The organism is Jeotgalicoccus aerolatus, from assembly GCF_014635205.1.
GTDB classification, from domain to species: Bacteria; Bacillota; Bacilli; order Staphylococcales; family Salinicoccaceae; genus Jeotgalicoccus; species Jeotgalicoccus aerolatus.
This window is the reverse complement of the sequence record NZ_BMCN01000003.1, coordinates 1-21841: the sequence shown is the minus strand read 5'-3', so window position 1 is coordinate 21841 and position 21841 is coordinate 1. Positions and strand designations below refer to the sequence as shown.

Here is a 21841-nt window from a genome sequence, read left to right as displayed (position 1 = left end):
TCCAGATATTATTTTTTGTAATATTCTTCTTTTGTCGTCTGCCTATTTCGTGCAATTGCCAAACTGTCATTTGGTACGTCATCAGTCACTGTTGAGCCCGCCGCTGTAACAGAACGGTCCCCAACGCTTACAGGGGCAACGAGATTCGTATTACAGCCGATAAACGCATCTTGCCCGACAGTCGTTTTAAACTTATTGATACCATCGTAATTCACAGTAATCGCGCCGCATCCAATATTTGCACGTTCGCCGATTTCAGCATCGCCGATGTAGCTCAGGTGCGAGACTTTTGCGCCATCTTTTAATTCCGATTTTTTCACTTCAACAAAGTTTCCGACTTTCACGGCTTCACCAAGTTTCGCGCCCGGGCGAAGCTGAGCGAATGGTCCGACAGTCGTGCTGCTGCCAACTGTTGCATCAGTGAGTACAGAATGTTTAATCTCTGTATTATCACCAATCAGGCTGTTGCTAATTTCGCAATTTGCAGAAATAATTGCATTTTCACCGATCACAGTATTACCTTTAATCACAGTGTTAGGATAAATAATAGTATCCATACCAATCTTAACACTTTCATCGATGTATGTGTTCTTTGGATCAATAATTGTCACGCCTTGTTTAAGCAGGCGTTCATTCGTGCGGCTTCTTAAAATCTCAGAAGCACGGGCCAACAGCAATCTGTCATCGACATTAATAATTTCATCATTATTATCTGTCACATAAGCACCGACACGGGCACCTTTACTGCTTAGAAGACCAACAGAATCTGTTAAATAATATTCTTCTTCAGGGTTATCATTCGTAATTTTACTCAACACTTTAAATAATTCCTGATTATTATAAATTGCTGCCCCTGCACTGACTTCTTTAATTTCTTTTTGCTCTTGTGTAAGCTCTGTTTCTTCTAAAATTTCTTTAACAGTACCGTTTTCTTTACGGATCACACGTCCGTAATTTTCAGGATTGCCCGCATAAGCCGACAAAACAGTCGCTTTTAGACCTGAAGCTTCATGGTCAGCAGCGAGCTTCTCAATTGTAGACGCAGAAATCAACGGTGTATCTCCATTTATAATAAGCGTGTTGCCGTCCGCTTCACTAAGTTCAGCAGCAGTCTGATTGACCGCATGCGCTGTCCCCAGCTGCTCGTCCTGGACAACCACTTTGACATCATCCGGCAAAATTTCAGTTACTGCCTCGTGAGATGTTCCCAAAACGACGTAAATATCGCTGATGCCTGCTTGTTTTACATTATTAATTACTCTGGTAATCATCGGGATTCCACAAACCTCGTGCAATACTTTCGGTTTCTTTGAATTCATTCGTTTACCGACACCTGCAGCAACTATAATCGCTCTTGTTTGCATAATTAACCCCCATATTAATACGATATTCTAATTATATTTCAGTACCGGCAATCTTTCAAGACGAAAGTCAGGCCGGGCCGCGCCGGCCCGGCCTGAAAAATTATTTATTTATTTTCTTCCGCAGTATCTTCCGATACTTCAGGAGTGTCTTCATTTTTTACATTGTTTTCTTGTGCAGCATTAGAATCTGCGGCATCTGCTTCATCCGCCTGTTCCGGTACAGCTTCATCTTCTGCAGGATCAGACTCCACTGTCGGTTCACTTTTATTTTCCTGTTCCTCTTGTACTGCATCCGCTGTTTCTTCATATACGCGCATCACTTCTTCCTGAACGTGCTGGCGCATTTCAGAGTTAATTGGATGGGCAATATCTCTAAATTCTCCATCCGGTGTGCGTTTGCTCGGCATTGCGACGAACAGGCCGTTGTTGCCGTCAATTACGCGTAAATCGTGTATAACAAATGATTCGTCAAATGTTACGGAAACTAAAGCTTTCATTCTTGTATCTTGATTATTTACTTTTCTTAATCTTACATCTGTTATTTTCATGTGTCTGTTCCTCCATAGATTTATGTTTTAGATCTTCTGTGTAAAACCCATCTAGCTTAGAACCCCACTAAAATCAACAGTTATTCGAAAGATGCAACAACCTCAATCTCCACTTTCGCATCTAATGGGAGACGACTAACTTCTACACATGATCTTGCAGGTAATTTACCCGTAAAGTACGTTGCGTAAACTTCGTTCACGGCTGCAAAATCATTCATATCAGCGATAAAAATAGTTGTTTTTACGATATTGCTGTAATCCAGATCAGCTGCTTCGAGGACGCCGCCGACATTATCCAGCACTTGTTTTGTCTGTTCTTTAATATCATCTGAAACAATATTTCCTTCCAGCGTCAAAGGCACCTGACCTGAAGAATAGAATAAATTCCCTGTTCTTACGCCGTGGCTGTATGGTCCTACTGCTGCTGGTGCTTTGTCAGAATTAATTGGTTGCATGCTTATCATCCTCCGTAATGTGAATTAAATTTATTTACCTGTAATGTAATCTAAACAGTTTCCTTCTTCAACTACAAATGATTCGTTAAATTCATCGATCTCAGATACTTTAAGCAGAGACTTATAATCGTTAAATCTGCGATTCGCTACTTCTTTTGCTTCAACCAGTACACTGACTCCGACAACCGTCGCGTTAAATTCTTCCATCAGATTCGTCACGCCGGTAATCGAACCTCCTGCTCTCAGGAAGTCATCAACAACCAGTACTCGCGAGCCTTCTTTCAAAGTCCGTTTCGATAACACCATCGTTTCTATTTTACGAGTCGAACCGGAAACATAGTTAATCGATACGGTAGATCCTTCCGTCACTTTGTTATCTTTACGTATCACAGCTACCGGCACATTCAGTTTTCTCGCCACTGCATTCGCTAAAGATATCCCTTTAGTCGCAACAGTAACTACTGCGTCTACTTCAACATGACCGTACATCGTGGCAATTAAATCACCGATGTCATTCATCATATTCGGATCACCCATAATGTCAGACATATACAGGTAGCCCCCCGGAAGAAGACGTTCGTTTGCTTCCAGTTCAATTTTAAAGTCTGCGATAATCTTTTTAGCGCGTTCGACACTGATTTTCGGTATAAATATCGCACCGCCATTGGCACCTGCTGTTGTTTGTAATACACCGAGCCCTTCTGCACTCAGCACATCCTTTATAATGCGGATGTCTTCGCTGATAGAAGATTTGGCCTGGCTGAACTTATCGACATAAGTCGTTAAAGGTATTAACTTGTTTGGATTTGTAGTTAAATGCTGCGTCATATAGACGAGACGTTCACTGCGTTTATATTTCATAATTAAGCTCCTAAACCGTATTATTGGTAATGATTTTACCATATAAGTTCGGATTTTAATACTTATCCAAGCAATCTTATTCGATAAACTTCAGCACAGCACCCCTTCATGGCGTTATAAAGATGAACGGACTGCCGTTCTTTTCTGACGATACCGAATACTGTGGGCCCGCTGCCGCTCATCAGAGCGCCTTCAGCGCCTGATTCTTTCATATTTCCGAGCAGTTTTTTTACTTGCGGATATTTTCTCACCGTTACTTCCTCAAGATCATTTTTTAAAGCATTCAAAATCTCACTGTAGTCGTTATTAATAATTGCTGCTTTCATCGCATCCGATCCCGGCTTATTTTTCCCGGGTTTCAGTGCGCCGTAAATCGTTTTTGTCGACACACTTAAAGAAGGCTTAGCCAGTACAATCCATGCGTGCGGTGGTCTCGGCAGCCGCTCTATAATTTCTCCGCGCCCGGTCGCTAGTGCAGTACCGCCGTAAACACAAAATGGAATATCAGAACCGAGTTCAGCTGATAATTCAGCAAGTTCGTCCAGTTCCACACCAAGCCCGTACAGCGCATTCATCCCCCTGAATGTCGCAGCAGCATCCGCTGAACCTCCGGCGAGGCCTGCAGCAATAGGGATATGCTTATCAATATTAATCGTCACACCTGATTTAATATTGTAACGGCGCATCATTAACTGAGCCGCCTGATAGGCTAAATTGCGCCGGTCCGTCGGAACAAACTGATGATCGGACTCAATGACGATCTTTTTATCCGTCCGCTTTTCAAATGATAAATTATCATTTAAATCCACAGTCGTCATCACCATGCTGACTTCGTGATATCCGTCATTGCGTTTATACAGCGTATCTAATGTTAAGTTGATTTTTGCTGGTGCTGTTTCATAATGCATAGTTCATAGTCCTTTGCAGATTTTTTATCGAAATATATATGTGCTATTTTATCACAGAAAGATGATGAATATTTACGTGAATTTTTAATATCTGAGGCCTTGGCAGGCAAATAGATATGAAAAGAGAAAAAACGGCCGGAAATCTCACATTCAAGATTCCCAAACCGTCCTTCAGCTTGCTTCTATTCATCATTTTTTCGTTTGTTAAATGCCCATAATACCAGCAGGAAGCTGGCAGCTGCCCAAGCAGCCAGTATGACAAACTCCATGGCTCCACTTTCACCGTTAAGGATATTGAGGTTCTGATATAAAGGGAAGTACTCAGCAATCTTAATAGCGATATGATCCGGATCTGTAATAATCATTTCGATATACGGTGTAAAACCGAAGATAAACATAATCGGTATCAAGTAAACTGACGTCGTTGCGACTGAATTAACAATGAGTCCAATACCGATTCCCATGCATAAGAAGAAGAATCCCATCAAGATTAGACTGATGATATTTTCCAGCGTCCAATAATTATCCGGTGAGATAATTAAAATAGATGCAACAAGTGATATGATTGTCATCAGACCGACCACCATGCTTTTACCTAAAATAATATCGATAATTGTCGCGGGAGACTGAAGTAGACCTCTTAAAGTATCTTTTTCATTTTCTTCAGCAATCATCGTCATTACTGCACTAAAACTGACTGCGGTAAAGACAACACCAACAACAATGACCAGCATCTCCGGCGGCAGTTCTGCCTGCCCTCCGCCTATTCTCGTAAAAAATAATGCCATGATTATCGGAATCATCACAGATGTAAAAAGCATCATATTCTTCATAAATTCTTTTAAATCTTTTTCAAAAATCGCCATTACTCTAGTGATATTCATTTAAACCAGCTCCTTACCAGTTACTTTTTTAAACACTTCGCCGAGTGTCGGGAAATCCGTTCTAACGTCGACGATATCTTCGTTAAACAGCACGTTCTCGAGTGCTGCCTTGTTATCCTCTGTTCTGTCTGTTGTTTTCACCGTACCGTCTCTATACGTAAGATGTACTTCATTGCGTTTATATTTATGTCTCAGTGCACTTGGCGAACCTGAATCCTGGATAACTCCCTGATATAAAAATGCAACGTTATCACACAGACGGGTTGCTTCATCCATATTATGTGTTGTGAGCAGTATCGTTGTTCCGTCATCCCGTAATTCCTCTAGCATGTCGTGGATTCTTTCAGTTGTTGTCGGATCGAGGGCCGATGTAGGTTCATCGAGAAAAAGGATTGCCGGTCTGTGAATAACCGCCTTACATAGTAGAATTCTTTGTTTCATCCCTTTTGATAACTTCGACACCGTTTTATTCATTTCATCTTCGAGACCGACCGCTTTCAATACTTTCTCCACTGACCCTTTCGGAGCGTTGTACAGTTTACGGAATAATTCTAAATTATCTTTCACTGTCAATCTGTCATATAAGGAACTTTTATCCGATAAAATACCGAGAGAGCCTACATACTCATTTTTGCCAAACTGCCGGAAATTGAATTGATTAACATTCACATCACCGTTTGTCGGTTTAAATTCTCCTGTCATAATTTTAATAGTCGTCGTTTTCCCCGACCCGCTTGGTCCCAGCAAGCCGAATATTTCTCCTTTTCCTACTTCAAATGAAATACCGCGGAGCGCTGCTTCGCTGCCAAAAGACTTTTTAAGTTCATTAACTTGAATCATACTCATTTTTATTCCCTCCAAATTTTGTATCTGCTGATGCCTTAACTAAAGTTTAGAGGCAAAATAAAAACACCGCGATGTCATCACGGTGAGTTGTAGTAAATAAACATTGAAATGTATACAATTTCTATCATACGTTCTGGTAACTTCCCGAAATGTACAAAGAGACGCCGAACTGTACTACAGTGTTTTACCACGTTTCAGCACTGACAAATAGACTGCAAAGACAGACAAAGCCAACCATATCAGCATAATAACGTATGGCATTATACCAGCGTTATTATGTATCGCCATTAATTGATACACGGGTGTCCACTTTGCTAATTGCATTAGCGGGTGGCCCTGATCCAGAAAAAACGTTTCAATAATAGGTGTCATTCCAAGTAAAAACAAAATAACAACACCGTATACAGTAGAAGTTGACTGCAGTTTAGCAAGCAGACCGGCAATCAATCCTAAATTTAAAAATATCAAAGCCGCGATACTTAATCCGACTATAAGCGGCCAGTTGAGCACGGCCAATTGTCCTGCAATCAGCAGCGAGACAATAGTATTTACGGCAGTCATCAATAGGACGAGAATACTTCTGCCTGATATACTGCTTATTAAATCAGGCACTGTATGTGTGACCATCCTTAACAAACCATGCTCATTCTCTTCTGCGTATAACATTAAAGGAATATTAGTGGCGACGGAAGCAAGCACTGTACCGAGCAGTATGAATAACATTTCCTCAGGCAGGTTTACCTCTATATTACGTGCAGGCGTACTGTACATCAAAGCCATAATCGGCGGCATGAGCAGTATAGTTATGACTGCATAGTTTGTAAAATACTCTCTGATGTCTCTATATATCGTCGCTCGTATTTTAAATAAATTCATAAAGTCACCTTTTTATAGTTTTAGTAATTTATCCTGTATTTCGTTGAATTTGGCACGGGACAATGGAATTCTGGATTTTTCCGGATTGTCGACAATGACAGAATAAGTATTTTTTGACCATGTAATGATTTCTTTTACTTTGTGAAGATTGACTATATAAGAGCGGTGGCAGCGGTAGAAACCATGCGGTGCGAGCTGATCAACAGCCCCCTGCAGCGTTGTTTCCATCACCAGTTTTTGTGATCCGAGGTTAATGTATACCTTGCCGTCCATGCTTTCTAAGTATTCGATATCCTCTATCGTAACGAAGATTGTTTTATCGTGTGCTTTCACTTTAATCTTGCTAATATTCAAGGATGAATCGTCATCAGCATTATCTGCGGTTTCAACGAGCTCCAGAGACTGACCGTTCAGCCTCATTACACCCGGCTGAACAATTAGCGCATCTTCCAGTCTGGATGCAGCAACAAACAAAGACTTCCCCTGATTAAGCAGCTGCGCTTTCATTTTATGAAAGAGATGAATGTTATCATTAACTGTATTTAAAAATGGATCGATAAATGCAATATGCTGACTATCGCTGAGCAGTGCATGGATGTAATTCAGTTTTTGGGTTTCTTTTTCATTCAGTTTAGACATCCTTGAAATCACATCTTCAAGTTTAAACTGCTGGATTAAATCACCAGTTTTTAAAGGGCTATTATACCATTTCCTTAAATACTCAATATGGACTTTTAAATTCAAACGCTTATAATATATCGGCGCACCTGTAAACACATGCCCGCCCGCACTTTCAAAAGCTGCAGAAAAAGCTTCGAGACGTTCATACGGCATTTGAACTGAGAGACACTCAGCAGAGGTTATATTTATTTTATTGTCAGACGGCTGTCCTGTTATATTCTGAATTTCTATATCCATAATTATTACTCCCAATGTGTAAAATCTATTTAAATTTACCATGTAAACGTAATCATGACAATTTCCTCAAAATATTAAACAAAAGTCTTTATTTCTATTTCTAAATGATGTATATTATAAATAGTTACAAAATGTAATTAGATAATAAATACACACTTCGGAGGAATTTTTGAATGACTAAAATTGGTATCGTAACAGGAAGTACACGTAACTCACGTGTTAACATGCAAGTTGCAGAGTGGCTTAAAGACTTTGCTGAAAACTTAAATACAGGTGCAGAATTTGAAATCGTAGATCTTAAAGACTACGAAGTACCATTATTTAACGAAGATGTACCGCCTGCAATGGCTAACAAACAATACTCTACAGACGTAATAAACAACTGGTCTGCTAAAATAGATTCACTTGATGGATATATCTTTGTTACTCCAGAATACAACAAAGCAATCTCTCCATCACTTAAAAACCAGCTGGACTACATCGGACCTGAATTTGCTAACAAAGCAGCAGGTATCGTTGGTTACGGTTCAACTTTAGGCGTTGCAGCAACACTTTCACTTCGCCAAATCCTTTCTAACTTCAATGTGGCAACAGTTGGACCATTCGGTGCATTCAGCCTGTTCACTGACTTTGAAGAAATGTCTAAATTTACACCAGCTGAAATTCACAATGGCACGATCGAAGCTGTAGTCACTACTACAGTTAACTGGGCTAACGGCCTTAAATCAATCAGATAATAGTTTCTAAGTAAATTAGGAATTATGAAATATACCCGGATTACAAAAGCTTGTAAAAAAGCCGCTGTGATCCGGGTTTTTTGTTTCTTTTTTACATTTCAGTATAATGCACTCCATGTACAAAAACCTTTCTGACACTAACAAAATACAGATGCTCAATAGAAAAACAGCCTAAAACTGAATATTAGCATTCAGCTTTAGGCTGCAAATTGGCACTAAGTTGGCAAGTTCATTTTTAAAGAAATTTTTTAAAATCCAAGTGATTCATTAAATTTTTCCAGTACCGCCTGCTGTGCTTGTGCATTATTAAATGTATTATCAACAAGTGCATTCAGACGCAGTATAATATCATCATTTTCAATACCTTCGGGTCCAAAGTCCTGGTCCAGAATATAAACGTATCCCGGCACAATATTGGCCTTCATATATGACAGAATCGGTTTCAGCTGCTGTTCAGGCACAAGATAGTGTCTTAAAGATCCAGCTGTCACAATCATACTCACTGTCTTATTACGAAATGCATCTGGCGGGAGCAAATCAAATAAGTTTTTTAAAGGTCCCGGTATTGATGCCTGGAAGATTGGCGTGCCGATTACGACAACATCCGCTTCCATAATTTTAGTCAGCGCTTCTGTTGTCGCACCGCCGTAATCTAAATAATTCCGCCCATCACTAAATGGCATATCATAATCTTTTAAATCGATATATTCAACTTCGTGTGTATTTAATGATTCAATAATTTCTCTGAGTGCCGTCGTCGCCTTGCGTGTTTTACTTCCAACGACTGACCCGCTGATGATTACTGCTTTCATTACTGTTCCCCCTGTGATTTTGTATATTTTTTAACTGCGGGCAGTATTTTCTCCCCAATAATATCTATGTTACGTTTAATATCCTCCAATGTCACGCCGCCAAAATCAAGTTGTGCAATATAGCGGTCGTGATTAAACAATTCATGCTGATAAAGAATCTTTTCTATAATCAATTCCGGGTCTCCGACATTGATTACACTGCGGTAATCCTGTCCTTGGGCAAAGCCCTGTTTAGGGAAGCCCTGGCCATTTGTTTTTTTCATACCTTCATTTATATGAGGGTAGTACTTTCTGTAGGCTTCCATTTTATCTTCATCCGTGAAGAAAAAGCCTGCAGTTGCAACTGGCAGCTTGGATACGTCATAGCCTGCTTCTGCTGCTGTTTGTCTATATAAATCAATGCGGCTCTTGAAAGCATCTGCCGGTCCGCCGAGATGCGCTTGATACATCGGCACCCCTGCCAGTCCTGCCTTATGTGCAGATGCCATCGTTCCGCCGACAGCCCGCCATATCGGCAGACCATTTTCATTGTTTTCAGGACGCGGAATTACGTGCGCATTTCTTAGCGGCGCCCTGAATTCACCATTCCAGTTTACATATTCATTTTCATTAATATCTAGCAGCAGCTGAAACTTCTCTTCGAACAGCGCTTCGTAGTCATTTAAACTGTAACCGAGCAGTTCGTATAAGCCGACACGGGATGCCCGTCCGGCGATAACTTCCATACGTCCGTCTGATATTAAATCAATCGTCGAGGCATCTTCAAATACTCGAACGGGATCCGACGTGCTGATAATTGTCGAACCGGAAGCAATCTTGATACGTTCCGTTGCCTCTGCGATTGCTGACAGTATGACGAGGTGTGCTTGAGAAACAAAATGGTCCTGATGCGATTCTCCGACTTGAAAAGTATCAATGCCTGCCTGTTCAGCATATTTTGCCGTTTCAATAATTTCTTTAACCCGCTGACTGGCAGGAATTCTTTCTCCTGTGTGCGGGTTTGGCAAATGATCTCCCAGCGTATAGAGCCCGAACTCGAGACCTTTGCTCTTATCAATTTTCGGCATAATGTGAGGGTTATTATTATCCATTATTCACACTCCATATTATATATATTTCTAATAATATATGGTTTTAAATGTGCTTGCCCAACATCCGCTCACAAAATAAAAAAACCATCCTTTCGGATGGTTTTATGAATATGTTATTGAATTAAAAATTCTTCTGTAAAATCGTCGTTATAGAAAGTAACTTCTACATTTGATGTCAGCACGTCTGTGTATGTATAAGATACACGCTCAAAACTATGTTCGTCTTGATCTAGTTCAACTACGAAAATCGATGGATAAGTTTCTCTTAAAATACCTTTTCTTTCAATCAACTTCTTGCGGCCTCCGTTTGCACGAAGTACACATGGATTTCCTAACTGACAATCAAGAATCTTTTTGATGTCGATTAATGTTTTTGGCATTATACCCCACCTCACTAAGTCTATTATAGCAAGTTTACATAATTCTGTCAAAAATCCGCCAATTTCAGAAAAAATTTAAGCGAAATCTAAGTCACTTTTCTTGAAAGCATCGTAAATTTTCTTATAGTCTTCAAGCGCTAAACTTTCACCGCGGCGTACAGGATCAATGCCGGCATCATCAAATAGAGCTCTAATTTCATCTTTTCGTTTTTTACCATTCTCAAACAGCGTCTGGTAATTATTTAAAATAGTTTTCCTGCGATGTAAAAAGGCACCTCTCGTTAATTTGAAGAAGGTATCTTCATCATCGATATCAACTTTCTTCTCCGCGCGGGTTTTCAACTCTACAATGATTGAATCGACATTCGGCGGCGGCATGAATACCGTTTTAGGCACCTGCTGAACCGTTTTCGCTTCTGTGTAATAATCAATTGCAATCGATAAAGACCCGTATGCTTTTGAATTCGGCGATGCACTGATACGCTCTCCCACTTCTTTTTGCATCATGACGTAATATCTTGATATTGGCAAGCGCGCAGTGAGGAAATTCATCAGTATCGGCGTCGTAATATAATAAGGTAAATTAGCGACGACAACGATGTCATCGCAATCACCTAACAATTCTTCTATATAAGCTGGTACATCCGCTTCGAGAATGTCTTCGTTAATCACAGTAACGTTGTCATAAGGACTGAGCGTATCGTCAAGTACAGGAATCAGCCGCTGATCAATTTCAAATGCAACCACTTTTTTAGCATGAATTGCAAGATGTTCGGTCAAAGATCCAATACCGGGACCCACCTCAATGACACCTGTTGTCTGATCAATATTCGCTTTATTAATGACTTCTTTAATGACGTTCGAGTCGATTAAAAAGTTCTGCCCCAGGCTCTTTTTAAAGGTAAACTTATGAGATTCCAATATTTCTTTAGTACGGCCTACTGTAGAGATATGTTTCATTGCTTTTTCACATCCAGCTCATTTAATATTTCTTTAATTTCTATCGGTGAGATACTGTAACGGTTTAATTTTTTACGCAGCTGCGTTGCATTGGCATATCCGATATTCAGACGTTCAGTTAAATACTCACGTCGTTCTTTTGCCTCAGTATTGCCAGATAAACCTAAATACTGCATATCCTGAATTGTGATCAATTCCTCTTCATGCACCCTGCTGATCTGACAATTTTTTAGTGCTTCTCTGATATCATCTAGCCGTGCATGTTCTATACCGACACTATTATGGCCAAGTGCTTTTGACTTTGGCAAAAATGCTTCTTTTATATTTGGAAACCGTTCGATAATTGTATTTCTTATTTTATGACCCGGAAAATCTGGATCTGTAAAAATTATTGCGCCGCGCGTCTTTAGCGCCACTTCAATTTCTGACAGTGTCCGCTCATTAATTGCTGAACCGTTTGTTTCAATCGTTTCGCAGATGACCGCTTCTTTTAAACGGCGTGTATCATCTCTGCCTTCAACGATTACCACTTCTTTTATAACGGGTTTTTCCATTCGTGCTCACCTCTTATACTTCGCTTAGTATCATACCATATTTTTATCTTGTACCGCTTCCTGCAAAACAAAAAAGTGTTCCACTTCAACCAAAGTCAAAGTGAAACACTTTCATTTTAGATGCTATATAATCTTTTAGCGTTCTCTGTCGTTGCCTGGGCAAGGTCTTCGTATGTCATACCGCGCAGTTCAGCAATTTTCTCTGCAACGAGCTTCACATGTGCAGGTTCATTGCGTTTACCGCGATATGGATGCGGTGTTAAATAAGGCGCATCCGTTTCTACAAGCAGACGGTCGAGCGGTACATGAACGGCGATGTCTTTTGGCAGCTGTGCATTTTTAAAAGTCACAGGCCCTCCAAGCGACACATAAAAGTTCATCGCAATAATATCATCCGCTGTTTGCTCATCTGCACTGAAGGCATGCATAATTCCGCCGATATCCTGCGCATTTTCTTCTTTTAAGATTTCTACACAATCCGCCGTTGATTCACGGTTATGAATAATAATAGGCAGGTTTACCCGCTTAGCCAAAGCTAATTGTTTACGAAAGAGCTCTTTTTGAATATCCTTAGGCGACTTGTCCCAATGATAATCCAGACCTGTTTCACCAATGCCTACAATTTTTTCATGCTTGGATAAATCTTCGATCCAGTCAAGATCTGCATCGGTGCAGTCGATTGCATCGACAGGATGCCAGCCGATAACACCGTATATATCATCGTATTCTTCGATGAGTTCCATCGTGCGTTCAATCGAAGGACGATCACAGCCGATGACCACCATTTTCTCAATTCCGTTGTCACGCGCACGGCTGATAACTTCTTCAAGATCTTCATCATATTGGTGTGCGTTCAAATGAACATGCGTATCGATCAGCATATAATCACTCCTCGTTTTATTTTACGACACTGCCGTTTTCAATACCGTCTGGAACGTCGATTAATGTAATACGGCTGCCTTTTTCTGCCGTTAAAATCATACCTTCTGATTTTTCACCGCGCAGATTTACAGGCTGAAGATTCGTCACAACAAGTACTTTTTTACCGATGATATCGCCTGGTTCATAATGTTCATGAATCCCCGATACAATCTGGCGTTCCTCGTTACCGAGATCCACTTGTATTTTTAACAGCTTATTCGCTTTTTTAACTGCTTCTGCTGCAATAACTGTCGCTGCTTTAATTTCTACTTTATTAAAGTCATCAATTGTAATTGTTTCCGCTGCTGCTTCCTCTGTCTCTTCTGCTGCCGGCGGACGCATTTGATTTTTAATATGCGTCACTTCCTCTTCAACATCCAGTCTTGGATAAATTGGCGTTGGTTTAGTCAATGCACCTGCAGGTTTTACAGCACCGTAATTTAATACTGACTCATAAGTTTGCTGTTCTTCGTCAGTAATATTCAGCTGTTTGAAGATTTCTTTCGGACCGTGAGGCAGATAAGGCGTTAACAATACCGCTGCGATACGAATATTCTCTGCTAAATGAACCATGACATTGCCAAGCGCATCTTTATTGGCTTCATCTTTTGCCAGTACCCAAGGCGCTGTTTCATCTATATATTTATTTGAACGGCCAATAATTGTCCAGACCGCTCTTAATGCATAGCTGAACTTCATATCTTCCATCGCATCTTCATATTCTGCAATGCTGTCTTTAACTGCAGCTTCAAGACTTTTATCGACATCAGTATGCGCACCTGTATAGGCCGGCACTTCACCATCGAAATATTTGTTAATCATGGAAATCGTACGGTTAACCAGGTTGCCTAGATCATTGGCCAGGTCAAAGTTTGTCCGCTCGATAAACGACTCAGGTGTAAACACACCATCTGAACCAAACGGTACTTCACGCATTAAGTAATAGCGGAGTGAATCGAGACCGTAGCGCTCAACGATTTGATCCGGGTATATGACATTCCCTTTAGATTTAGACATCTTACCGTCTTTCATTAGCAGCCAGCCGTGGCCGAGCAGTTTTTTTGGCAGGGGAAGATCCAGCGCCATCAGCATAATCGGCCAGTAAATTGCATGGAATCTCACAATCTCTTTACCGATCATATGAACATCAGCCGGCCAGTATTTTTTAAACAGCTCATCTTCGTCCGATGCATAACCAAGTGCTGTAATATAGTTTGCCAGAGCATCGATCCATACGTACACTACGTGTTTAGGGTCAGATTTAACCGGGATCCCCCATTTAAATGTCGTTCTTGAAACTGCAAGGTCTTCAAGCCCAGGTTTAATGAAATTATTCAGCATTTCATTTTTACGTGCTTCCGGCTGAATGAAGTCCGGATTATCTTCATAATACTGAACGAGTCTGTCTGCGTATTTGCTCATTCTGAAGAAGTAGCTTTCTTCTTGAACCAGTTCTACATCATGACCGCTCGGCGCTCTTCCGCCAATCATATTGCCTTCTTCATCACGGTACACTTCTTCAAGCTGTGTTTCCGTAAAGAACTCTTCATCCTGTACAGAGTACCAGCCTTCGTATTCACCTAAATATATATCACCCTGTTCAAGCAGACGATCAAAAATATACTGAACTGCTTTTTTATGTTTATCACTTGTTGTACGGATAAACTGATCATAGGTAATATCCAGGGATTTCCATAATTCTTTTATGTTTTGAGCCATATCGTCTACATATACCTGGGGCGTAATTCCCATCCCATCTGCTTTTTGTTCAATTTTCTGACCGTGCTCATCTGTGCCTGTTAAGTAGTATACGTCATACCCTCTCAAGCGTTTATAACGTGCCATTACATCACATGCAATCGTCGTGTAAGCATTACCGATATGGAGTTTGCCACTCGGATAATATATTGGCGTAGTGATATAAAATGTTGGTTTAGTCATGGAACATCCTCCTATAATATACTTATCTAATATATCTAATTTATGTGTCATTTTCAATTCCGAACAGTTTTTAATAGTTTTCCCATTATTTTTGTGCTATAGTCATGAATATCCAATTTCCACAGTCTTTCTGGAGGAACATTGTCTTATATTCGGCTGAAATATATCATATGTTTTGGATACAAACTATTATATTTTGCTTAACTATGTAGGAGGAATTACTAATGAAATCTACTGGAATTGTGCGTAAAGTCGATGAGCTTGGACGCGTTGTTATTCCAATTGAACTGCGTCGCGTACTCGATATTGAAGTCAAAGATGCACTAGAAATTTTTACAGATGATGATAAAATTATTTTGAAAAAATACCAGCCGCGTATGACTTGTGCTGTAACAGGCGATGTGTCTGATGACAACATGACTCTTGCTGACGGCAAAATTGTGCTGAGTAAAGAAGGCGCAGATCAGCTTATTGAGGAAATCCAGAAAAAATTAAATAAATAAGATGATAGAGCAAGCCGTGAATATTATTCACGGCTTTTTATTTATGAAATTCGTCGTACACTTCCTGCTTCTTCAAACCTCTCAGTTCTGCAACGAGTTTTATCGCGTCTTTTGGACGCATTCCCTCTTCAACCAGACTGGTGACATGATCTTTCGGCTGGCCTGTAAATTCTGTTTCACTCTCTTCATACTTATCTATCACTACGACAAATTCCCCTTTAAGCGGAATTTCATCATCCAGTTTAGATAATAATTCTGCAGCGGCACCTCTGACATGCTGTTCAAATTTCTTTGTAATTTCTCTTGAAATACTGACAATTCTGCCGCTGTCGATTTTATTTATTTCCGTCAGCAGGTTTTTAATTCTGTGCGGAGATTCATATAATACTGATGTGAATTGATGGTGCATAATTTCAGACAGTTTTTCACTGCGCTTAGATGAACTTTTCGGTAAAAATCCAAAATAGGTAAACTCATAACTGGCAATACCGCTCGCTACAAGCGCCATAGTAAAGGCAGATGCTGCCGGGATAACGCTGTATGGCAGCCCTTCATCCTGCATGCGGCTGACAAGTTCAAAGCCCGGATCGGAAATTACCGGCATGCCTGCGTCCGTTACCAGGGCATATGTTTTACCATGTTTCATATCTTCTATAAGCGATTCGGTGACTTCTTCTTTGTTAAAATCATGATAGCTTTTAAGCGGCGTATCAATTTCAAAATGCGTCATTAATTTACGGGTTACCCGTGTATCTTCACAAAGAATCGAATCAGCCTCCTGCAAAATTCTGACTGCACGATATGACATATCTTCCAGATTTCCGATTGGTGTGCCGGTAATATATAACATGATTATCCTCCTATTAACGATAATTTCTGTTGTTTAGTCAGCTGCTTTATTGCATATTCGCGTTTTAAAGCATCACCTTTTGATTCAAACACTTCAACATAGCGCAAAGTGACAGGCAATCTGCCGCGGGTATATTTCGCACCTGCACCTTTGTTATGCGTCGTCACACGGCTGTCGATATCGTTCGTATAGCCTGTATACAAAGTATCATCATTGCACTCAAGTATGTAAACGTAATGCTTTTTATTTTCTGTCATTGCCAAAATACACCTCAAGCATGCCTTCTGAATACGTCTGATCGGTATTATATATATAAAATGGCGGCAAAATATCGACATAGGCATTCGAATTAAAAATCGCTTCTAAAACGATAAACATCGCCGTCTTACTGCTGCTGTCATTATACACATACTGGGCTCTTCTGACTCTAAAACCGTGATTGTGCAGTTCAGTAAATACTTCACTGCTCCGCTCGGCACGGTGAACCATATACAGTCTGCCCTTATTAGTAATCAGATAACGGCACGCTTCAATAATACCTTTTAAATCGATATGCAGTTCATGCCGTGCGATACTCATCGGTCCTTTATCTTTTATAGGCTGGTTATTTGTAAAATACGGCGGATTAACAGTAATCACATCATAAGAAGAATGCTGCATAGATTCTTTTAAAGATTTGATATCCATATTGAACATCGTAATCTGCTCTGACTTATTGTTCATTTGAATACTCCGCTCTGCCATATCGACGAGTCTTTCTTGAAGTTCAACCGCATCGATCGGCTGAGTCACACGATGTGAAAGCAGCAATGGAATAATACCGTTGCCGCTGCATAGATCCATAATTCTTTTATCCCTTTTATTAACTTTAACGAAATCAGCCAGCAGAAGTGCATCGACTGAAAATGAAAAAGTTTCGCTGCTTTGTATAATCCTCATATTTTCCCTGAATAATTCATCTATTCTTTCATGGGGTTCTAACATTGATTTCACTCCAAAAAGAAAAGCAGCTGAGCGCTGCTTTAACTTTGCCTTTCATTAAAAAATGCCTGGCAGAACAGACAGTCGTCACCGTGCCTGTGTGTGCCAAAATGAATACTGCATACATGAAAGCCCTCATCGTATAAACTTTTCAACGAGTTCTCTTTAAATGGAGAATCTGTCGTCTCTTTATCATTTAAAAGCTGCTCATAGTTTTCTTTCTCAAGTTCCAGGCTGACGTTTTCCTCGACCAGCTTAACGGTAAGTTCTTTCAGCGTCTGCACTTCGCTATCCATCATCTTAATATTGCGTTCGAGCTGCTGAATATGGAGAAAAAGTTTTTCCCGGTCCATTAATTCACAACCTCTAATTTGTCGATGTCTTCTTCGCCGTATTCTTCAATGTAATCATCGGCACCTTTTACTCTGATCGCCAGGTCTAAAATATTTACACCGATTACTTTACCGATACCAGCAGGCGTTTTGACTTTCATACCGACATCCGGCAGTTTTGTGCGTGCTTCTTCGTAGTACTCATCTTCGTAATTTAAACAGCACATCAGACGGCCGCATGCTCCGGAAATTTTACTCGGAGATAACGATAAATCCTGATTTTTCGCCATTTGAATACTGACAGGTACGAAATCGCCTAAAAATGTCGAACAGCAGTGCGCACGGCCGCAAGGACCAATTCCGCCTAAGTACTTCGCTTCGTCTCTCACGCCGATTTGACGCAGTTCAATACGTGTTTTAAATCGTGTCGCCAGCACTCTGACTAAAGATCTAAAATCGACTCTGTCATCAGCAGTAAAGTTAAATATAAGCTTTTTCATATCCAGCGTATATTTAGCATTGACTAAATTCATTTCAAGCTTTTCTTCTTTAATGGATTTTTTACAAAAATCCATTGCTGTTTCAGCTTTTTCTTCATTCGCTTTAAACTTCATTAAATCCTCTTCTGTTGCCAGACGAAGGAATTTACCATCAGGTTCAACGATATTATCTTTTGGAATTTCATAAGTCCCTTTCACTACATTCAGCAGTTCAAGACCTCTTTTTGTTTCTCCAACAACGTAATCGCTGCGTTCTATAGAATCATCACTGCAAGTGATGTACAAGTTATCATAATAATCAAGTTGCGTGACCTTGATGATTTTAAGCATATTTATTCATCAACCTTTCGCACCTATGACCATACCTTCAAAAACAAGCATCGGATTCACATTAAACGATAAAAACCGGTTCGCCTTTTGAATTTCTTCAAGCATGCGAGTCAGCTTAACTGCATTGACATCATTACCTTCCGGCATCACTGTTTCATACGGTTTAAAATCATCCAGACCGATAGTTTTGTGCAGCACCTGACGGATGAATCCGGACAGCAGCTGCAATACCAATTCATAATCTTTACGGTCATCACAAACGTCTACTAGCTTTTTAGCATCGATCAGGACGAGCGGATGATTATGTATCCAGCGTGCAGAGAAAGTCATTACCTCTCTGCGCATTTCGCTGAATTTATCTGCCATTTCATTCACGTAATGTGCATTCAGTGCCAGTGCATTGACAGTTGCTGTTTCAGCTTCGCTTAAATTAGACAGCGAAGCCGCACGGTCTCCATCTTCACCTGCGATTTGAATATGCTGGCTTCTGGAGTGAATCGTCGGCAAAATGCCGCTTTTATTAATCGTCAATAGAATCGCTATCGTTTTTTCAGGCGGTTCTTCTAAAAATTTCAATATACTGTTCTCCGCTTGAGGAGTCAGTTTTTCAAACTGTTCGATTATATACACTTTGTAGTCAGATTCAACCGGTTTCTGGTTCATCCGGCGGACAAGCTGTTCGATATCTTCTTTCTTAATCGTATTCTCGTCCGTCGACAAATGATACAGGTCCGGATGGTTTCCGGACTCCAGCAGCATCTCATTTCGTGTACTGTGCCCTAAAATGTTCAGTGCAAAAAACATGCTGTATTTCCGCAATGTTTCTATTGCATCACCTTCGAACATATAAGTATGACTCAGCTTATTGTTCTCGATGATTTTTAGTAATTGTGTTTGGACAATGCTGTTATTCATCTTAAAATCTTTCGAATTGTTCGATCGGTAAAACGAATACAGTTGCGCCGCCTACTTCAACTTCTACAGGGTAAGGAATGTAAGAATCTGCATTCCCGCCCATCGGCGTTACCGGTGCTACAGTCTGCTCGCGGTTACCGCAAGTATCATCGATCAGTTTAAGCAGTTCATCAACACGCTCATCTTCAACACCGCATAAGAACGTCGTGTTACCTGCGCGAAGGAAACCGCCTGTTGAAGCGAGTTTCGTATTTCTAAAATCATTTTTTGTTAATTTATCATTTAATCTTTGGCTGTCATGGTCCTGTACAATAGCTATTACCATTTTCATTATTCTTCACCTCTAGATTGTATATAGTTATTTATAATATTTGCTGCGTCGCTTACTACCTTATCGATTGGCTGGGCTGCATCAACCACTTTAATTCTATTCGGATATAACTCCGATAACTTATTATAACCCAAGACTACTTTTTTATGAAAGTCTATAGTTTCTTCATCGAGCCGGTTATTTTCACGCTGGTTATCTTTAATTCGCTGAAGCCCTTCCGCCGGATCAAGTTTTAAGTAAATTGTCAGGTCAGGCATATAAGTATCAATCGCAAATTTATTTATCGCCATTATATCATCAAATCCAATGCCTCGGGCAATGCCCTGATAAGCAAGAGAACTGTCAATAAAACGGTCGCACAGCACTATTTTACCTGCATCCAGTGCCGGTATAACACGTTCAACCAGATGCTGACGTCGAGATGCTGCAAAAAGCAGGGCCTCTGTTCTGCCATCCATACTGTGTTCTTTATCCAGCAGTACCTCGCGAATTTTTTCACTGATAGGTATGCCGCCGGGTTCCCGTGTTTTTACAATGTCATGCGTCTCGGATAACACGTTTTTAATATGTTCAATCACCGTTGTTTTACCAGATCCTTCCGGACCCTCAAATGTAATGAAGCAACTCATAATTCTGCCCTCTTCATATAGTAGTTGATGTTATAATCTATACCCTCTATTTTAACATGATTAACTTGATAGTGCTGTATCCTTTTAAGATGTGACGTGCTAATCACATCGCCTTTCAGTACCAGCGGCACTCCGGGCGGATAGGGTACAATATTTTCAATACACACTTTGCCCTCTAGAATTCCAACATCTATATTTCCTTTATCTTCAATCGAACTTTCTTTTAAATTCGACAGCCGTTCTAGTAATTCATCGAATAAATAACGGTCACCAACATGCCATAACGGCAGGCACCAAAGTACACCCTCGTCTGTTACCATTTCCGAATATATCTCTGCCTCACGAAAACTTCTCTCAAGTGCATAGGGACCATTACTTCCATTTAATATGAACTTGGCCGGATCATCCTGTTTCTGTACACTGATACCGCATACTTTAAGATGATTCATAAGAATCCTTCTATTTCCAAAAAATAACCGGTCATCGTATGTATTATAGAACTCCTGAGCGTATTCGATTGAAGCAAGAACCAAATAGGAAGGACTGGAAGTCTCAAATTGGTTAATGTAATGCATAATACGATGATGGAAATCTTCATTTCTAGTAAATAAAACTGATGCCATGGTTAAGGCCGGCAGCATTTTATGATACGACTCAATGACAACATCTGCATTTGACAGTAAAAGTGAATCAGGAAAATTCTTAGTAATCGATAAATGCGCACCATGTGCCGCATCAACGATAGTAAAACCATTATGCTGCCTTATAAACTCAATTTTTTCTTCTATATTTTTAATCAAAGTACCGCTGTATGATGGTGATGTAAAAATGACACAGCTGTTTTCGAGACTCACTTCAGACAATTCATCTGCAGATATTAAAGTACTTGTACCATTCACTAAAGAGACAGCGTGATAAACAGATTTGTGTGCTTCACCGACAATATAAAAGTGTGACACCGTCTCACTGAAAGCGTAAATACTGCATATAATACCGTTAGTTGTCCCATTCACCATTGCCTGGGCATAATAACTGCCCTTCTTTTTTCCCAGATAAATATTTAAATCATTTAATACTTCAAAAGGGTCATGGAGATCATCCAGACCAGGTATTTCAGTTAAATCGTAATCAGGAGAAATCACATCGGAGAGATTACCGATTGTATTATTTTTATGACCGGGAACATGCATAGAGATTGCTTTCTTATGTTCAAGATCTTTAAGCTTTATAATGAGAGACATATGTACCTCCGTATGAGTCTTTACCGTTATTATACTATATAAAAAAGAACAAAAAAAAGAGACCTGAAAAAGGTCTCAATGCGGCTCATCGCATCCATATATTGAATATGTTAGCCTGGCAGCGTCCTACTCTTGCGGGACGTCAGTCCAACTACCATCGGCGCTGGAGAGCT

Annotated in this window: 26 protein-coding genes and 1 pseudogene; 2 read left to right on the top strand and 25 right to left on the bottom strand. The window is 40.1% G+C overall.

Features of this window, described 5'->3' with window-relative positions; all coding sequences use genetic code 11:
• Positions 1-8: 8 nt before the first annotated feature.
• The 9 genes and pseudogenes from glmU to IEU81_RS08525 all read right to left on the bottom strand — a co-directional run bounded on the left by glmU (position 9) and on the right by IEU81_RS08525 (position 7660).
• On the bottom strand, positions 9-1364 hold the full coding sequence (glmU, locus tag IEU81_RS08565) for a bifunctional UDP-N-acetylglucosamine diphosphorylase/glucosamine-1-phosphate N-acetyltransferase GlmU (RefSeq protein ID WP_186089327.1): 1356 nt from the start codon (positions 1362-1364) through the stop codon (positions 9-11).
• Positions 1365-1597: 233 nt separating this feature from the next.
• Positions 1598-1912: pseudogene (gene spoVG / locus IEU81_RS10995) on the bottom strand (septation regulator SpoVG); the annotation flags it as partial.
• Positions 1913-1992: 80 nt separating this feature from the next.
• On the bottom strand, positions 1993-2367 hold the full coding sequence (locus IEU81_RS08555) for a RidA family protein (protein WP_092598125.1): 375 nt from the start codon (positions 2365-2367) through the stop codon (positions 1993-1995).
• Positions 2368-2397: 30 nt separating this feature from the next.
• On the bottom strand, positions 2398-3228 hold the full coding sequence (gene purR / locus IEU81_RS08550; RefSeq protein WP_092598128.1) for a pur operon repressor: 831 nt from the start codon (positions 3226-3228) through the stop codon (positions 2398-2400).
• A 62-nt stretch (positions 3229-3290) separates the two neighbouring features.
• A complete protein-coding gene (gene ispE, locus IEU81_RS08545) occupies positions 3291-4136 on the bottom strand; it encodes a 4-(cytidine 5'-diphospho)-2-C-methyl-D-erythritol kinase (RefSeq protein WP_092598131.1) in 846 nt (281 codons plus the stop codon).
• A 182-nt stretch (positions 4137-4318) separates the two neighbouring features.
• Positions 4319-5020: an ABC transporter permease gene (locus tag IEU81_RS08540; RefSeq protein WP_186089329.1), complete on the bottom strand. Its 702-nt coding sequence runs from the start codon at positions 5018-5020 to the stop codon at positions 4319-4321.
• Complete coding sequence (locus IEU81_RS08535; protein WP_186089331.1) at positions 5021-5866, bottom strand: ABC transporter ATP-binding protein; 846 nt, start codon at positions 5864-5866, stop codon at positions 5021-5023. It lies immediately after the preceding gene.
• Positions 5867-6040: 174 nt separating this feature from the next.
• Positions 6041-6742: a hypothetical protein gene (locus IEU81_RS08530; RefSeq protein ID WP_092598138.1), complete on the bottom strand. Its 702-nt coding sequence runs from the start codon at positions 6740-6742 to the stop codon at positions 6041-6043.
• A gap of 12 nt (positions 6743-6754) precedes the next feature.
• Complete coding sequence (locus IEU81_RS08525) at positions 6755-7660, bottom strand: LytTR family DNA-binding domain-containing protein (protein WP_176760629.1); 906 nt, start codon at positions 7658-7660, stop codon at positions 6755-6757.
• 173 nt (positions 7661-7833) lie between these two features.
• Between IEU81_RS08525 and IEU81_RS08520 the strand changes: the two genes are divergently transcribed.
• On the top strand, positions 7834-8397 hold the full coding sequence (locus tag IEU81_RS08520) for an NADPH-dependent FMN reductase (protein ID WP_092598144.1): 564 nt from the start codon (positions 7834-7836) through the stop codon (positions 8395-8397).
• A 248-nt stretch (positions 8398-8645) separates the two neighbouring features.
• Here IEU81_RS08520 and IEU81_RS08515 read toward each other — a convergent pair whose 3' ends face one another.
• The 7 genes from IEU81_RS08515 to metG all read right to left on the bottom strand — a co-directional run bounded on the left by IEU81_RS08515 (position 8646) and on the right by metG (position 15056).
• Positions 8646-9209 carry an NADPH-dependent FMN reductase gene (locus IEU81_RS08515; protein WP_092598147.1) on the bottom strand — a complete coding sequence of 188 codons (564 nt, stop codon included), beginning with the start codon at positions 9207-9209 and terminating at the stop codon, positions 8646-8648.
• Positions 9209-10300, bottom strand: coding sequence for an LLM class flavin-dependent oxidoreductase (locus IEU81_RS08510; protein ID WP_373867778.1), 1092 nt, complete (start codon positions 10298-10300; stop codon positions 9209-9211). The genes IEU81_RS08515 and IEU81_RS08510 overlap by 1 nt, the downstream gene beginning before the upstream one ends.
• A gap of 113 nt (positions 10301-10413) precedes the next feature.
• Positions 10414-10680, bottom strand: coding sequence for a Veg family protein (locus IEU81_RS08505; protein WP_092598150.1), 267 nt, complete (start codon positions 10678-10680; stop codon positions 10414-10416).
• Between the two features lie 75 nt (positions 10681-10755).
• A complete protein-coding gene (gene rsmA, locus IEU81_RS08500; RefSeq protein ID WP_092598153.1) occupies positions 10756-11640 on the bottom strand; it encodes a 16S rRNA (adenine(1518)-N(6)/adenine(1519)-N(6))-dimethyltransferase RsmA in 885 nt (294 codons plus the stop codon).
• The gene (gene rnmV / locus IEU81_RS08495; RefSeq protein ID WP_092598156.1) at positions 11637-12194 is read right to left on the bottom strand and encodes a ribonuclease M5; all 558 of its coding nucleotides are present in this window, start codon (positions 12192-12194) and stop codon (positions 11637-11639) included. The genes rsmA and rnmV overlap by 4 nt, the downstream gene beginning before the upstream one ends.
• 116 nt (positions 12195-12310) lie before the next feature.
• Positions 12311-13075, bottom strand: a complete 765-nt coding sequence (locus tag IEU81_RS08490) for a TatD family hydrolase (protein WP_092598159.1) — start codon at positions 13073-13075, stop codon at positions 12311-12313.
• A 16-nt stretch (positions 13076-13091) separates the two neighbouring features.
• On the bottom strand, positions 13092-15056 hold the full coding sequence (gene metG / locus IEU81_RS08485) for a methionine--tRNA ligase (protein ID WP_186089333.1): 1965 nt from the start codon (positions 15054-15056) through the stop codon (positions 13092-13094).
• A gap of 224 nt (positions 15057-15280) precedes the next feature.
• On the opposite strand from metG, the gene abrB reads away from it, so the two are divergent.
• Positions 15281-15559 carry a transition state genes transcriptional regulator AbrB gene (abrB, locus tag IEU81_RS08480; RefSeq protein ID WP_092598165.1) on the top strand — a complete coding sequence of 93 codons (279 nt, stop codon included), beginning with the start codon at positions 15281-15283 and terminating at the stop codon, positions 15557-15559.
• A gap of 37 nt (positions 15560-15596) precedes the next feature.
• Here the strand turns inward: abrB and rsmI are convergent, their stop codons facing one another.
• The 9 genes from rsmI to IEU81_RS08435 are packed head-to-tail and all read right to left on the bottom strand — an operon-like array spanning position 15597 to position 21668.
• The gene (gene rsmI, locus IEU81_RS08475; RefSeq protein ID WP_245203002.1) at positions 15597-16409 is read right to left on the bottom strand and encodes a 16S rRNA (cytidine(1402)-2'-O)-methyltransferase; all 813 of its coding nucleotides are present in this window, start codon (positions 16407-16409) and stop codon (positions 15597-15599) included.
• Between the two features lie 2 nt (positions 16410-16411).
• Entirely contained in the window at positions 16412-16666 is a 255-nt protein-coding gene (locus IEU81_RS08470) for a GIY-YIG nuclease family protein (RefSeq protein ID WP_092598171.1), read from the bottom strand.
• Entirely contained in the window at positions 16653-17393 is a 741-nt protein-coding gene (locus tag IEU81_RS08465) for a tRNA1(Val) (adenine(37)-N6)-methyltransferase (protein WP_092598174.1), read from the bottom strand. The genes IEU81_RS08470 and IEU81_RS08465 overlap by 14 nt, the downstream gene beginning before the upstream one ends.
• Before the next feature lie 38 nt (positions 17394-17431).
• Positions 17432-17743: an initiation-control protein YabA gene (locus IEU81_RS08460; protein WP_186089335.1), complete on the bottom strand. Its 312-nt coding sequence runs from the start codon at positions 17741-17743 to the stop codon at positions 17432-17434.
• The gene (locus IEU81_RS08455) at positions 17743-18552 is read right to left on the bottom strand and encodes a PSP1 domain-containing protein (RefSeq protein WP_186089337.1); all 810 of its coding nucleotides are present in this window, start codon (positions 18550-18552) and stop codon (positions 17743-17745) included. Before IEU81_RS08455 ends, IEU81_RS08460 begins: the two co-directional genes overlap by 1 nt.
• A 9-nt stretch (positions 18553-18561) precedes the next feature.
• Positions 18562-19467, bottom strand: coding sequence for a DNA polymerase III delta subunit-related protein (locus tag IEU81_RS08450; RefSeq protein WP_186089339.1), 906 nt, complete (start codon positions 19465-19467; stop codon positions 18562-18564).
• A 1-nt stretch (position 19468) separates the two neighbouring features.
• Complete coding sequence (gene darA, locus IEU81_RS08445) at positions 19469-19798, bottom strand: cyclic di-AMP receptor DarA (RefSeq protein ID WP_092598186.1); 330 nt, start codon at positions 19796-19798, stop codon at positions 19469-19471.
• On the bottom strand, positions 19798-20427 hold the full coding sequence (gene tmk / locus IEU81_RS08440; protein ID WP_092598189.1) for a dTMP kinase: 630 nt from the start codon (positions 20425-20427) through the stop codon (positions 19798-19800). Before tmk ends, darA begins: the two co-directional genes overlap by 1 nt.
• Positions 20424-21668 (bottom strand): aminotransferase class I/II-fold pyridoxal phosphate-dependent enzyme, encoded by a 1245-nt coding sequence (locus IEU81_RS08435; RefSeq protein ID WP_186089341.1) that lies wholly within the window; start codon positions 21666-21668, stop codon positions 20424-20426. Before IEU81_RS08435 ends, tmk begins: the two co-directional genes overlap by 4 nt.
• Positions 21669-21841 lie beyond the last annotated feature (173 nt).

Coding starts and splice junctions, on each gene's coding strand:
- rnmV (WP_092598156.1), bottom strand. CDS start 12,194: ATGGAAAAACCCGTTATAAAAGAAGTGGTAATCGTTGAAGGCAGAGAT.
- IEU81_RS08510 (WP_373867778.1), bottom strand. CDS start 10,300: ATGGATAATAATAACCCTCACATTATGCCGAAAATTGATAAGAGCAAA.
- IEU81_RS08525 (WP_176760629.1), bottom strand. CDS start 7,660: ATGGATATAGAAATTCAGAATATAACAGGACAGCCGTCTGACAATAAA.
- IEU81_RS08455 (WP_186089337.1), bottom strand. CDS start 18,552: ATGCTTAAAATCATCAAGGTCACGCAACTTGATTATTATGATAACTTG.
- IEU81_RS08450 (WP_186089339.1), bottom strand. CDS start 19,467: ATGAATAACAGCATTGTCCAAACACAATTACTAAAAATCATCGAGAAC.
- IEU81_RS08435 (WP_186089341.1), bottom strand. CDS start 21,668: ATGTCTCTCATTATAAAGCTTAAAGATCTTGAACATAAGAAAGCAATC.
- abrB (WP_092598165.1), top strand. CDS start 15,281: ATGAAATCTACTGGAATTGTGCGTAAAGTCGATGAGCTTGGACGCGTT.
- IEU81_RS08505 (WP_092598150.1), bottom strand. CDS start 10,680: ATGCCAAAAACATTAATCGACATCAAAAAGATTCTTGATTGTCAGTTA.
- darA (WP_092598186.1), bottom strand. CDS start 19,798: ATGAAAATGGTAATAGCTATTGTACAGGACCATGACAGCCAAAGATTA.
- IEU81_RS08535 (WP_186089331.1), bottom strand. CDS start 5,866: ATGAGTATGATTCAAGTTAATGAACTTAAAAAGTCTTTTGGCAGCGAA.
- IEU81_RS08540 (WP_186089329.1), bottom strand. CDS start 5,020: ATGAATATCACTAGAGTAATGGCGATTTTTGAAAAAGATTTAAAAGAA.
- purR (WP_092598128.1), bottom strand. CDS start 3,228: ATGAAATATAAACGCAGTGAACGTCTCGTCTATATGACGCAGCATTTA.
- IEU81_RS08490 (WP_092598159.1), bottom strand. CDS start 13,075: ATGCTGATCGATACGCATGTTCATTTGAACGCACACCAATATGATGAA.
- IEU81_RS08465 (WP_092598174.1), bottom strand. CDS start 17,393: ATGTTAGAACCCCATGAAAGAATAGATGAATTATTCAGGGAAAATATG.
- glmU (WP_186089327.1), bottom strand. CDS start 1,364: ATGCAAACAAGAGCGATTATAGTTGCTGCAGGTGTCGGTAAACGAATG.
- IEU81_RS08530 (WP_092598138.1), bottom strand. CDS start 6,742: ATGAATTTATTTAAAATACGAGCGACGATATATAGAGACATCAGAGAG.
- IEU81_RS08520 (WP_092598144.1), top strand. CDS start 7,834: ATGACTAAAATTGGTATCGTAACAGGAAGTACACGTAACTCACGTGTT.
- metG (WP_186089333.1), bottom strand. CDS start 15,056: ATGACTAAACCAACATTTTATATCACTACGCCAATATATTATCCGAGT.
- IEU81_RS08555 (WP_092598125.1), bottom strand. CDS start 2,367: ATGCAACCAATTAATTCTGACAAAGCACCAGCAGCAGTAGGACCATAC.
- ispE (WP_092598131.1), bottom strand. CDS start 4,136: ATGCATTATGAAACAGCACCAGCAAAAATCAACTTAACATTAGATACG.
- IEU81_RS08470 (WP_092598171.1), bottom strand. CDS start 16,666: ATGACAGAAAATAAAAAGCATTACGTTTACATACTTGAGTGCAATGAT.
- rsmI (WP_245203002.1), bottom strand. CDS start 16,409: ATGTTATATATTACCGGCACACCAATCGGAAATCTGGAAGATATGTCA.
- IEU81_RS08460 (WP_186089335.1), bottom strand. CDS start 17,743: ATGGACCGGGAAAAACTTTTTCTCCATATTCAGCAGCTCGAACGCAAT.
- tmk (WP_092598189.1), bottom strand. CDS start 20,427: ATGAGTTGCTTCATTACATTTGAGGGTCCGGAAGGATCTGGTAAAACA.
- IEU81_RS08515 (WP_092598147.1), bottom strand. CDS start 9,209: ATGAAAGCAGTAATCATCAGCGGGTCAGTCGTTGGAAGTAAAACACGC.
- rsmA (WP_092598153.1), bottom strand. CDS start 11,640: ATGAAACATATCTCTACAGTAGGCCGTACTAAAGAAATATTGGAATCT.